Raw genomic sequence first — 13,332 nt, forward strand, 5'->3', positions numbered from 1 at the left:
CGCAGGGTGAAGCGCGCCCGATACTCTGGCCAGTCAGGATACATAGGGTGCTCTACCCGGAAAGCTATCAGGCTCAGATCAATGTCTTCCAACGCGCAATTCTCGGATTGGTACGAGCGCGCGTCGTACGTCCGACCGAACTGGCAGAACTGACCGGTCTGCACCCTAAACTTATTACGCTTATCCTGGCACAAAGCGTCAGTAATGGCTGGCTTGAGTCCGGTGAAGATACCCTCACTTCAGCGGGTCAGCGGTTGCTGGATGATGAGGATGACGGTATTGGCAAACAAAAATCAGGCTATGTATTGCAGGATGCTGTAAGCGGAAAGTTCTGGCCGCGTCTGGTCAGCACATTGAAGCAAATCGAACCGGTCAATCCTCTGGATAAATATCCGCAATTTATACTGACCAGGAAAACAGGAGCGACACTGCGACCTTTCCTGATGAATGCCAGCCGATCGCCACTGCCGCCTCTGGAACGCAAAGAACTGAAGCGTGCCTGGCGTGACTATCGTGACGACTATCGTGCCAGTCAGCAACTGGGCGTCAGCCGTTTGCCGCCACACATTAACCTGCACGGTCTGCAGCAGCTAGAGGAACCACCGCAGTGCGCACGAATACTGGTGTGGATCACCACTGATCGAGAGAGTGGACAGCTATGGAGTGCCGCGGACCCATTTGCTCTGCGCAGTAACGCATGGTGGCTGGACCTGCCTTCAATCGTGGAAAGTGACTCCCGGTTGCAAAAGATACTGGAACCGCTGGTTGTGGTGCCACGCGCCGCAGAACAAACCTACCAGCAGTGGCTTGAGGCTATCGCGCACGAAACTGATTTTAAGATGATGAGTCAATACCCTTGGGCCGAACGTTTACCGGATGTGAAACGTTATTTGGTGGCGCTATTGGTACATAGAGGGAGGATCGAGCAGGGTGATAACGGTCAAAGTGAGCTGGATGCCGCACTGAACGAGTGCCAGAAGCTGCTGGAGGTTGTTATGCAGTGGCTGATTCGTCGTCATCCAGCCAACGCGGAATTATTACCCAAGGGCCGCCTGGATAAAATTAATACGGCCAACTTGCTCAAGGATATGAAAATACCAGCATTTACCCCATCAGTTATTGATGGCCTATCTGGCCAGATAATACGTCAGGTGCGCTACGCATGTAGCAACCCATCCGGCTCATTGAAGGCACTACTTTTTGCAGCGGCTGTCGGTGCGAACCAGGATCCACAGCACCCATTTTGGTCACTGGATGACTCAGCGTTACAACTGCCAATGCTGCTGCAACTGGCGGATCGTCGCAACAAGAGTAGTCATGGACAGAGTAAATATCTTGATAAGCCGGTACAGGAACTCACTCAGCAGATGGTTGAGGAAAGTATCAGTTATGCATTGAGTTTTACCGAACGTTTTAAGGAATGGATGTAATGTCAAAACGAGCACAACAGAAGTATACCTCACCTATTCCCAAGCAGAGAAATGGCTCTGCTGCGGCATCTGCCATCACCACACTTCAGAGGTCTGCAATGACAACCGAGTCGCAGATTATTGCCGCAGCCCATCACACAGCTCAGAGTGAAAAGCTTCCAAAAGATATCGATTTTGATGTGACATGGCTGGAACGTATCAGTCAACGTCTTCAGCAGGAAGGAGATGATCAATTTGTCTCCTGGCTTCAGACATTTACTCTTTTCTGCCAGAAACTGGCGCAAAGGGATGAAGAGACGCAAGCAGCAGCACAGCGTATTCAACAGCTGGAGCTGACGCTGGAGGAGCAAAGCGAAAAGTTAGAACAGGACCGTGTTGAACATGACATTCAAGCTCGGGAACTGGCGGAAAAGAAAGCCGGGATCGTGAGCAAAGAACGAGAGCTGAATGAACGTGAGCTCAACGCCAAAGCGGGCTTCAGCGAGCAGAATGCAGCATCGCTGCGAAACCTGACCCAGAGGCAGCAGTTACTCGACCAGCAGCATCAGGAGGATATTCAACAGCTCATCACACAAAAGCAGGGGTTAATGCGGGAAATATCGCAGGCCATTGTCCAGTTGACCCAGTTACAAATCCAGCAAAGCGACGCGGAGGCACAGCGCAGCTTGTCACTGGACCAGCGCGAAGAAGACATCATCAGGAAAGAGGAGGATCTGAAGCGCGCCAGCCGTCGTCTGGAACGAGACGAGCGGTCTGTAGAGGCGGAGAGACAGGCGCTGAACGAATGTTTGGCTGAAGCAATGCAAACAGAACGCCTTGAGTTTGAAAAGAAGCTGGATCAGAAAGAGCGTCAGTTCGACAAAGCTCAGGAACGGGTGCAAAACCTCAGTGAACGCCTCATGGAATGGGAGGAACTTGATCAGGCGCTCAATGGCCAATCCGCTTCGCAAATGCTGAATGAGCTGGATAAGTTACGCGATGAAAACCGCGAACTTAAAAGTCAGTTCGCGCACACTAACCTAGCAGAGCTGGAGCGCGAGAACAAATCTCTGGCCAACAGCAAAAGCGCTCTTAAAAATCAGCTGGAAAATCTGCTTGCAGAGATGGACAAGCTACAACGCGAGGTGGATCTTCAGCGAGTGGCTGCGACCCAGCTTGAGACAGTGGCACGGGAGAAGCGGCTTCTTGAGCAGCAGAAACATCTGCTTGGTCACCAGATTGATGAGATTGAAGCTCGTATTGGCAAGCTGACCGATGCCAGCAAAACCCAGACGCCGTTCCCTGCCATGTCACAAATGGACGAGAAGAATGGGCTCAACGCAAAACGTGATCATCGAGAGGTCGGTGACCTGAAAAATTTTGCCAGTGAGCTTCAGCAGCGTATTGCTCAGGCGGAAGAGAGCGTGCAGCTATTCTATCCACTGGAAAGTATCCAGCTGCTGCTTGGTGGTCTGGCGATGAGCCAACTGCACCTGTTCCAAGGGATCAGCGGGACCGGAAAAACCAGCCTCGCCAAGGCCTTTGCAAAAGCGATGGGGGGATTTTGTACCGATATTTCGGTGCAGGCTGGCTGGCGTGACCGCGACGATCTTCTAGGCCACTATAATGCCTTCGAGCGGCGCTATTACGAGAAAGACTGCCTTCAGGCACTCTACCGTGCTCAAACACCGTACTGGCAGGACACCTGTAATGTCATTCTTCTCGATGAGATGAATCTTTCTCGACCGGAGCAGTATTTTGCTGAGTTTCTCTCGGCCCTGGAGAAGAACAGCCACGCTGATCGAAAAATTGCCCTTACCGAAACAGCTTTACTCAATGCCCCGGAACGGCTCGTTGAAGGACGCCATATTCTGGTACCAGGTAACCTGTGGTTTATTGGCACCGCCAACCATGATGAAACCACAAATGAGCTGGCCGACAAAACCTACGATCGTGCCCATGTGATGACACTACCGAAGCACGACACTCGCTTTCCTGTCAGGGAGATGGAGAAAACCAGCTATTCGTGGCGGTCACTGCATGAAGCCTTTGCTAAAGCAAAAACGCAACATGCGGAAACGGTCAGGAACATGCTGGAGCAACTGTCCGGTCATGAATTTACTCACCTGCTGGAAACAGATTTTGGCATCGGCTGGGGCAACCGTTTTGACAAGCAGGCGATGGATTTCATCCCGGTGACGATGGCCTCCGGGGCAGAAGCTGGGCGCGCGCTCGATCATCTGCTGGCGACCCGTATTATGCGCTCAGGTAAGGTTACCGGGCGCTATAATATTGGCTTGGAATCGGTCACACGACTCAAAGAAGAACTTGAATTTTTCTGGATTCAGGTCGGTCTGCAAGGCGATCCGGTTGAATCTATGGCATTGCTGGAGGCAGATATCCGCCGTCTGTCAGGTGCGCGCTGATGTGGCACGATCGTTTAACTGGTAGGCAACATGCACATCTTCCGCAACGGATTGATCACGGGCGTTACTCAATCGAGGCTTCCCCTCTGACGCTAAATGGACATACACCGAATTTTTTCGGATTGCTGGTCAGCGACGGCGGAGCAAATTGTCGGCTGGACGATACGCTGCATAACTTCATTCAGCCTCCGCCCGGCCATGAAGAGGAAACCCGGCTGCTGGAGGAAGCCATCACCACGATCGGTGCCGCAGTTGATGATGACATCAGTGTGCTATCGCCGCTGATGCCAGCAGCTATTGTCGATAATCAAAGCCTTTTGCTACCTTTCGAACGTGCACTGCTGGAGGTGATACAAAAAGGACATTTACAGCATATATCACAGCGGCCGCGGCTGGATTTACGTTATGACGATGAGGTGGCCGACGTTGCCCGCGTGCGTCGTCTGGCAAAGGGTGCACTGGTACATCTGGCGTCACACTCCGAATGCTGGCAGCGTCAGACACTCGGCGGCGTGGTACCCAAGCAGATACTGGCACAGTTTAGCGAAGATGATTTCAATATCTACGAGAATCGGGTTTATGCGCGATTACTGGATAAGATCGAACGTCATTTGTATCACCGGCTGCGCACTTTGAGAAGCCTGCAATCTACTCTTGCCCAAGCACTGGACTTCTATCAATCTCAGGAGGTGAATTACCGCCTGCGCAATGCTATTTGTCAGTTGTGGGGGATGACTTACGATGAGGATGCGACTGATGGCGCATCTCGGCAGCTCAACGCCACATTGGCGACGCTGGAGCAAATTTTCCGCATCATTTCCGGTCTGCGACAAAGCGGCCTCTATCTGCGGGTAAGTCGTACTGCGCAAGTGACAGGTGGAGTTCATATGACGAATATTTTAAGTCACGATCCTCACTATGGTCATTTGCCTTTACTATGGGCACAGTTGGCTGACGGGGCTCAGCCCGAAAATTTGCCTCAACAACGCCTCAGAGTGAACCAGAGCCTGGCAGCTGCGTATAGCAGCTATGCCGGGTTGGTGTTACGCCATGCGTTGCAGCCCTGGTTACACGGTAAGAGTGAAGGAAGCTGGGCTGGTCGCACTCTGCGACTTCGCCAGCAAGGCATGGAATGGCTGCTGAGCTGTGATTCCAATGACAGTGCCAGTGAAGAGACGCTGTTGTCTCTGGTGCCATTTCTGAACCACCAGCAGGTAGCGGTAGACCTACCGGAAAATCGGTATATCGCCTGGCCTTGCGTGGGGCATTTACAGCAGGCATTACCTGATAAAGAGGGCTGGATTCGGCTTTCACCTTTAGATATGTACTGTGTAGAGCGTTTTGGCTTACTGATAGATAAAATTCTTAGCCGGGAATTATTGCGAAACTTTGCCCGTCCGGTTATCCGTATTCCCCGGTGCGTATTACCACTTGCTACAAAACTGTCTTCACTGACAGTTGATCAACAGTTAAATCAGATAACACTGCATGGGGATCTGACTAAAGCTGAGCTGGAACAATTAACCTCTCATTTAATCAACAACAATGCTAGCACACAGGCAGAGGAAATTACGCTGCGATACCGGGAATGGCGAGCATTGCAACAGTGCCCTGTCTGCGACCATACAACCGAACTGGTTTATCAATATCCCGGTGGATTTAAAACCCTCTGTAAAAACTGCAATACCGCTCGTTATTTCAGCCAGCATGAAAATGCACACTTTTTTGAACAAACCAGAACAGTAGAAAGAGAAAGTAAAACCTTCCTGGCTCAGGGGCGGAGAGTTTTTAACTTTCAGTTTTAGCAGGGTTTTTACGACTCGCTGCATTTTTAAAGAGTTAAGAATAATGAAACTTCAGGGCATCTTTTATATATCGGTATTACGCAAATCAGTAGTTTCGGTTGCGCGTTTTGTATACATACCGGCAAGTGTCCAATCACAGTGAATAGCCAAAATCGCCGGGAGCACGTTCGGTCAGCCTGCGGACATGGTTTTTATCACGTGTTTTAAGGATAGTTTTCTGCATCAGACGTCGTTCGGTACAAGGTATTGGTGCTATGTCGGCATCGCTCAGTCCAGTTGGTGATAGGGTTGGTTTGGCGATTGATCAGATCGCACAATTCGGACTGAGTTCCCTCAAAGGGATTGACCTGTTCAGGGCCCGTAATTTACCTGTCGCGCGCTTGAACAATGGCGCTTTGAGCTAGTGTCGAGTTGCGCTTAATCCAGCCGGGCAAGCCAACGCAGAGCGGTAGACTGTAAACTGCGTTCAATACGGAGACAGCCCGCACCATGTAGTAATTGATGCCGGAACGAGACAATTTAAGAACAAACCGCCCCCGGTTAACAGGATCGTCTCGTCCGGCAGGAATGCATGCTAACACCTATATGAAGTTCCTGTCAGTCCTCGACTCAACCACCAAATCTACTTTTCACCTCTGCGGCGTAAGAGGGGATCTTTCAGACACTGGTGCGTCAGATAGCGGGAAGCTGTTCAAAAATAAATGCAATGGACATTATTGCTGCAATAACATCCACTTGCTTCGATGGCGATCTAAGAGCTGTTTTACGCGGAGGAATAACTTCCAATTGGCAGAAACTTGATATAGTTCTACAAATGAGTGTTATGGATAATTGCTCCGCAATAAAAACTTGAAGCCTTAAAGCAAGGGAATAAAGTACTAATGCTGCAGATTTTAGGTGGCAGCCACTGATATTTCATGATTTAAGTGGGGAAAGGCATGGAGTTGACAAAGGAATCTGCATATCAAGCGATTGCAGAGTTTTTTACTGAAAAGCCGTTTGTTTTATTTGGCACAGGAACGTCATGTGCACTTGATCTAAATTTTGGGATGCCAGCACTAGAGCGTCACCTTCGAGACGAGCTGAACAGTGGCATGACAGATGCTCAGACACAACAATGGCAGCAAGTTGTATCTGCACTCGATGTGGGTAGCCATGATTTTGAATCCTCTATGGACTTCATAAAGGACGAGGCACTGACCACTCGAATAGTTGAACTAACTGCCAACTTTGTTGCTTATCACGACAACGTTCACGCTCATCAAATCATTTCAGGATTACGTGATTGGCCCGCTGGTTCATTACTGAAAAAGCTCGTAGAGACACTGCCCCAGGCCGATAAACAACTTCACGTCGCAACGCCCAATTACGATTTATTAGCTGAGTACGCCTTTGTTCGACACAAGATTCCATATATTACGGGGTTTTACGGGGGCTTTCTTCAACGTTATGATTGGAATGAAGCGAAAAAGTCAGTTCAATCTATTCATAAAGGTTTAGGCAAGCCGAGACAACTACCAAGAATCGTTGAATGCAAACATGTTCGATTACACAAACCACATGGCTCGTTAAATGAATCGCCACAGGTTTAACAGACACCTCAGAGTCATTTAAAATGACTGGAAAAATGAGGTGCTCATGAGCAGTAAGCGTTATCCCGAAGAGTTCAAAATTGAAGCGCTCAAACAGGTTGTTGGTCGTGGCCATTCTGTTTCCAGCGTTGCAACACGTCTCGATATCACTACCCACAGTCTCTACGCCTGGATAAAGAAGTACGGGCCGGACTCTTCCATCAACAAAGAACAGTCAGATGCTCAGGCCGAGACCCGCTTTCATCTGTTAATCTAAACATGCATGATGATAATGGATGATATTTATCTTTTATGATGTTTTTGAGTGGTTTTTTATTTTTTTTCAAAGCATTTTCCCTGTAAGTATTGAATTACAATTCATTTGTTTTAGTCGATTTCTATTGGAGTATATATTCAAGTTGATGATTACTCATGATGTTTTATGGCTAATTCGGATTTTTGTTTTCTGATATTAATAATATACCAATGCTTTGCTAAGTAATATATTTAAATTGCAACGTTATACCCGTTATTTACGAGGGTTGCTATCATCACATCCAATAATATAGAATTCAGCTCCGGATGATTTTATAGCTGTTTCAGCGCTTATTAATAATACATCTAGTTGTTTTCTGATATTAGAGCTTGAACCGTTATTGTAAATGCTTTTTCTTGTATGTGGTTGAACTACTATCACCCGTGTTCTTATGTTACTGTCGATATTAATCTTTTCAAGAAATTCAATAAATTTAGAAGATTCAATTGGTACGTTGTTATTCCAGCAGTATTTCTTTTCAGATGAGTTTATTCTATCATTTAGGGCTAAAATAAGATTCTTACGATTAGTATATCGGAGGTTTTTAATTGCCTGATTTAGAACGATATCATGTGCACCAACAGATATTCTTCTGTTTTCACTTTTTGTGCCAGCAGCTTTTACATGTATCATTGATATATAAGTGTAGCTGCCGAAGGTGTTCACATGTATGAAATCGGCTTTTTCTCCAGCACCATCATCGCAATATAACCATCCGGTAGGTTTTTCAGTAGTAATAAAGTTATCTTTGCCATCCCATAATCCAGACCATCTGTTTTTTACCCAGCAAAAAAGAGAGTTTTTATTACCAATATGTTCTAATGCAACTTTCTTTTGTGACGCTTCCGGTTTTTCTTGGTGTATGGAAAATTTTTCGAAATCAGCCCAAATAAAATTATCATAAACAACATCACGATAATCTGTTTTAAAAACCCTGCCATTAACAATTGCATGCCCTGATTCATACCAGCATTTTATCAGTTCTGGATATTTAAAAACTCGCGTGAAGAAATCTATTTCCTTTTTTTTGCCTTTCTTAGGAAGTGCAGAAGTAATGAACTCAACCGAATAATCTTTAATTAAGGCCTCAGCTTGAACTTCACCTAACTCTTGATCGTTTTGATATACATTTATACTTATCTTATGAGAACTTATCGTATCATTAATGATGAAAGAATAACTATTATGTAATTCCTTTAACAACTCATGTTTTATTCTACTGTCATCATTCTGATAAAATTCATAATCTATAAAGCTCAAGTCATAAAGGGACTTAACTTCTTTCATGTCTGAAATAGGAGTGGCTAAAATGCTTATCGGACTATCAACAACATCAACATTTTTTTCAATCTTATCTAATATTTCTACTACACGGTTTTCAAAGGTATTCCAGTCCTTACAAGGCCCTCTCCATAAAGACGACTTGAAAGGATTTATACCCGTAGTACGTCCACTATCATCTAACTCCGTCCTTACCGCAGACATAGTAAACGATTGATCTTCTAGAGGATCAAGTGTATCAGCTACACTATCTCCACCTAACACTTTCGAATCAGCTTTAAAACTATTCTTACCGTGTATGCCTAGCAACCAAAGCATTCGTACTTTATCTTCATTGATAAAGAGATAGTTGAGGTACTTCATTTCTACAACTTTAAGATTTGGTAATCTTGCAGAAAAAAAATAACTTCTGACTTCATCTTTCATACCTTTCTCGGAAAAATAAAAAGCATATGAATTGTTCAAGCAGAAAGAAACAAAAACATGGTTTTCTATATCATTTAAGTTTGAACCTTTAAACCAGCTAGGTGATTTTATAACTTCATATGGTGTATAATGAATTATAGATTCTCCAGCATTATCATTACTTGTTGCAAAAACTGTAATTTGCTGGTTCCCCCTTTCTTCATTTTTGATTATATCAAGGATGATATTGTGAATTTCTTCTGGTTTATCTTTGCTGGCATTCACTCCGAGCAAAATCGAAAGGAATGGAGTAATGTTATATTTATCAATTGATACCATAGGAATAATCCCATAAATATTTTTTTACATGTTCGCACTTTTTGCCTTTCTTGCAAGTGCCGGTTGTTAGAAAGTTTGACTTGCATCACATTTATTGATTTACAGAAATGTATTTCTGTAACCACTATCTTTGGGGTTGATTTAAAAAATGTATTGAATTTCTGTATGTTAGGATGAAGTAGTTTCAAAAATACCTATATTTTTTGCTCATTTTCAATGTGTGTATCGCCAATTATTTCAACTTAACAATAGTGTTTAAGTTCCAACTGCTCCAGGTCGGCAAGTGTATAAATGCGAAAAACGTTTCGGTGACGCGCTTCCAATTGAATGTGTTGATGGTTAATGATGACATGTCTGATGCTATCAAACAGCCGTTCAAGGCCGCGCTTTTTCTGCGGATCCGGCACAATATAAAAAATGTAAATCCAGTCTTTACGGGTCCGGGCCAGTAAATGGCTGGCGATGATTGACTGGTATCGGGCTTTGGTTTTCAGACGGCGCTCAGTCTCAATGGCGATCACGGTGCCGCCGGGCAGGGTAATCAGTCCGTCCGGGCGGTGGCTGGTCTGGTAACGACTGAGGAAGGTTGTGCGATCGCCATTTATCCACCCGGATGCGCCTTTTTGCTCAAGGATGATCCGGGCTGCCTGATTATCAAGGTGGTGCTCCAGCGTCCAGCCGGTGATTTTTGAAGGCTCAAACCGCGCCGGGAAAAGCGCATCGTCTGGTGTTAATACAACGGCCAGTCCGTCACTGGTTATGCCCCATAATGAAATTTTCATCGTCCGCGATATCAAGATGTGCTTGTGGATTAAGCCCATGCCCTCGACTTTTGAAAGCAGGGAATACAGTGATTTATGATCTCGGAATCCGAACAGCAGCATTGACCTGCTCCCCGTTGATTAATACACCGCGATGTTAGTAATGTCTTCATAAGCCACATGAGGACATCCCCATGAAGAAGCGTTTTTCCGACGAACAGATCATCAGTATTCTCCGCGAGGCCGAAGCCGGGGTTTCTGCCCGTGAGCTCTGCCGTAAGCACGCCATTTCCGACGCCACCTTTTACACCTGGCGTAAGAAGTATGGCGGTATGGAGGTGCCCGAGGTTAAGCGCCTGAAGTCGCTTGAGGAAGAGAACGCCAGACTCAAGAAGCTACTTGCCGAAGCCATGCTGGATAAGGAGGCACTTCAGGTGGCTCTGGGGCGAAAGTACTGACGACAGACCAGAAGCGGGAAGCCGTTGAGTTTATGTGTGATGCGACCGGTCTGTCGCAACGTCGTGCCTGCAGGCTTACAGGTTTGTCCCTGTCGACCTGCCGCTATGAGGCTCAGCGTCCGGCGGCTGATGCGCATTTATCAGGGCGCATCACTGAGCTGGCACTGGAGCGCAGGCGTTTTGGCTACCGACGCATCTGGCAGTTACTGCGCCGTGAAGGCCTTCATGTTAATCACAAGCGCGTGTACCGTCTTTACCACCTTAACGGGCTGGGCGTAAAACGCAGACGACGTCGTAAAGGGCTGGCAACAGAACGTCTGCCGCTGCTCCGCCCGGAGGCGCCCAACCTGACCTGGTCGATGGATTTTGTCATGGACGCGCTGGCCACCGGTCGCAGGATCAAGTGCCTGACCTGCGTGGACGACTTCACGAAGGAGTGTCTGACAATTACCACCGCATTCGGGATTTCAGGCGTTCAGGTCACGCGAATTCTGGACAGCATTGCACTGTTTCGCGGCTATCCGGCGACGATAAGAACTGACCAGGGGCCGGAGTTTACCTGCAGAGCACTTGACCAGTGGGCTTATGAGCATGGGGTGGAGCTGCGGCTTATCCAGCCGGGCAAGCCAACACAGAACGGATTTATTGAAAGTTTTAACGGACGATTCAGGGATGAGTGCCTCAATGAGCACTGGTTCAGCGATATCGTTCACGCGAGGAAAACGATTAATGACTGGCGGCAGGATTATAACGAGTGTCGTCCACATTCATCGCTGAACTACCAGACTCCGGCTGAATTTGCGGCGGGCTGGCGAAACGGGAAATATGAAGAAAAACCAACCGACATTACTAACTGAAGGTTGTATCTAATCCTGGGGGCAGGTCACCACTGTTCGTCCATTTCAGCGCAGACAATCACATCACTGCCCGGTTGTATGCGCGAGGTTACCGACTGCGGCCTGAGTTTTTTAAGTGACGTAAAACCGTGTTGAGGCCAACGCCCATAATGCGTGCACTGGCGCGACATCCGACGCCATTCATGGCCATATCAATGATTTTCTGGTGCGTACCGGGCTGAGAGGCGGTGTAAGTGAACTGTAGTTGCCATGTTTTACGGCAATGAGAGCAGAGATAGCGCTGATGTCCGGCAGTGCTTTTGCCGTTACGCACCACGCCTTCAGTAGCGGAGCAGGAAGGACATCTGATGGAAATGGAAGCCACGCAAGCACCTTAAAATCACCATCATACACTAAATCAGTAAGTTGGCAGCATTACCAGAGACGGCATCTGATTAAAAAATAGCCTTAACGTACAATAATTTTCGATATCCAAACTGACCCCATATAACCCGGCGTCATTTTTTTCCTGACGGCTTCGCGCGTATCTTCCGGACTCAGTCCCGGGAAAACCGGTACCGTGGGGGTGTCTTCGGTAAAAAGGATCCGCTGACGGTCTTCCGCTGGCAGATTTTTCCAGGGAGTGTCGATGTCATACCCCAGCGTCACCAGAATATCCCGCAGATTCTGTCCGTGCCAGGCCGGGGGCCAGGAAGCAATAGCCCTTTCACGGATACTAAGTGAAGGATCGGGCACCATCAGTGTTTCAGTTACCTCATAGATATGGCCCAGACAATGGCAAGAAGGGCATGCCCCCTGCGGCGTGTTGGGAGAAAAATCCTCGGCATACAGCATCGGCTGTCCGGCAAGATAAGCGCCCGCCCGTGAGTACATAGACGGCAGGCGAGCTGTGTTACGCAGTCAGGTTCTGGAACTGCATAACATCAGCCATGGCTCTGCTGGCGCAAGAAGTATCGCCATCATGGCAACCCTGAGAGACTTCAAAATGGGACGCTGGCTTGCTGGCAGGCTCATGAAAGAACTGGGGCTGGTGAGTTGTCAGCAGCCTACCCACCGGTATAAACGTGGTGGTCATGAACACATCGTTATCCCGAATCACCTTGAGCGACAGTTCGCAGTGACAGAACCTACCAAGTGTGGTGTGGCGATGTGACGTATAGTGTGCCCGGAGTTCAGGGCGGGCATGGATGCTTAAATGAACCGCGAGTCTGTCTGGAATATTGAACCGGTAACTCACGATGAGAAACCCAACAATCCCACCGGGTGTGACGGTGGAGAACCTGAGCGGCAGTGACCTGCGGCATGCCCGCAGGGTGATGTAACCCGCTGACAACGGGGATTGAGGCGAGATCACTAAGCCGAGATGATCCTCAAGGTTAAGTACTGAAAGGCTGAAGAACATGAACCCGTTAATCCGCCTCTGTGGGTTGAAAACGTCACCACGGCCTACGTGATCTGACAGGCCGTGCAGGAGGAACTGGCAGTGATACGTAAGCACTGCCGGTCGAAGGTGTTTTGACATGTATGCGAAACACCGGGGCAGCAGCGTCTATCACGCTTGCGTTGCTGACTTCTGCCAACTTGCGGCAAGCAAGGATAAAGAGTGCGACGGGCAGCCTCCTCAGTATGCCTGAGTCCAGGCAGGTAAACCGGGGAAGGTCAGCGACGGATGTTAAGGGGGCATGGCTCCGATGACGCGCTGGC

General features: G+C 47.8%; 7 protein-coding genes and 4 pseudogenes. 7 read left to right on the forward strand and 4 right to left on the reverse strand.

All coding sequences use genetic code 11. From position 1 onward, the window contains the following. The first annotated feature begins 47 nt into the window (after window positions 1–47). The 5 genes and pseudogenes from DSM2777_RS10360 to DSM2777_RS10380 all read left to right on the forward strand — a co-directional run. Window positions 48–1,430 carry a hypothetical protein gene (locus tag DSM2777_RS10360; RefSeq protein WP_237087835.1) on the forward strand — a complete coding sequence of 461 codons (1,383 nt, stop codon included), beginning with the start codon at window positions 48–50 and terminating at the stop codon, window positions 1,428–1,430. Continuing rightward, window positions 1,430–3,835 carry an AAA family ATPase gene (locus tag DSM2777_RS10365; RefSeq protein ID WP_057631343.1) on the forward strand — a complete coding sequence of 802 codons (2,406 nt, stop codon included), beginning with the start codon at window positions 1,430–1,432 and terminating at the stop codon, window positions 3,833–3,835. Before DSM2777_RS10360 ends, DSM2777_RS10365 begins: the two co-directional genes overlap by 1 nt. After that, on the forward strand, window positions 3,835–5,640 hold the full coding sequence (locus tag DSM2777_RS10370) for a hypothetical protein (protein ID WP_057631344.1): 1,806 nt from the start codon (window positions 3,835–3,837) through the stop codon (window positions 5,638–5,640). The genes DSM2777_RS10365 and DSM2777_RS10370 overlap by 1 nt, the downstream gene beginning before the upstream one ends. A gap of 938 nt (window positions 5,641–6,578) precedes the next feature. Beyond that, the gene (locus tag DSM2777_RS10375; RefSeq protein WP_061553900.1) at window positions 6,579–7,232 is read left to right on the forward strand and encodes a hypothetical protein; all 654 of its coding nucleotides are present in this window, start codon (window positions 6,579–6,581) and stop codon (window positions 7,230–7,232) included. A 46-nt stretch (window positions 7,233–7,278) separates the two neighbouring features. Next, window positions 7,279–7,470 (forward strand): annotated as a pseudogene (locus tag DSM2777_RS10380) (transposase); the annotation flags it as partial. A 270-nt stretch (window positions 7,471–7,740) separates the two neighbouring features. Here the strand turns inward: DSM2777_RS10380 and DSM2777_RS10385 are convergent. After that, window positions 7,741–9,552, reverse strand: a complete 1,812-nt coding sequence (locus DSM2777_RS10385) for a hypothetical protein (RefSeq protein ID WP_064645353.1) — start codon at window positions 9,550–9,552, stop codon at window positions 7,741–7,743. Between the two features lie 242 nt (window positions 9,553–9,794). Then, window positions 9,795–10,436, reverse strand: a pseudogene (gene mobC, locus DSM2777_RS10390) (MobC family replication-relaxation protein); the annotation flags it as partial. Between the two features lie 71 nt (window positions 10,437–10,507). Here mobC and DSM2777_RS10400 point away from each other — a divergent pair. Then, a protein-coding gene (locus DSM2777_RS10400; RefSeq protein WP_095280101.1) for an IS3 family transposase occupies window positions 10,508–11,628 on the forward strand; the annotation gives its coding sequence in 2 pieces (ribosomal slippage) (window positions 10,508–10,766 and window positions 10,766–11,628; 1,122 coding nt in all). Window positions 11,629–11,657: 29 nt separating this feature from the next. On the opposite strand, the pseudogene DSM2777_RS10405 reads toward DSM2777_RS10400, so the two are convergent. Next, a pseudogene (locus DSM2777_RS10405) lies at window positions 11,658–11,992 on the reverse strand (IS1 family transposase); the annotation flags it as partial. 83 nt (window positions 11,993–12,075) lie between these two features. Continuing rightward, window positions 12,076–12,462 (reverse strand): hypothetical protein, encoded by a 387-nt coding sequence (locus DSM2777_RS23735; protein ID WP_046050277.1) that lies wholly within the window; start codon window positions 12,460–12,462, stop codon window positions 12,076–12,078. 40 nt (window positions 12,463–12,502) lie between these two features. On the opposite strand from DSM2777_RS23735, the pseudogene DSM2777_RS24445 reads away from it, so the two are divergent. Next, window positions 12,503–12,786, forward strand: a pseudogene (locus DSM2777_RS24445) (IS3 family transposase); the annotation flags it as partial. Between the last annotated feature and the right edge of the window lie 546 nt (window positions 12,787–13,332).

Origin of the sequence: Obesumbacterium proteus (assembly GCF_001586165.1) — a bacterium.
Lineage (GTDB): Bacteria > Pseudomonadota > Gammaproteobacteria > Enterobacterales > Enterobacteriaceae > Hafnia > Hafnia protea.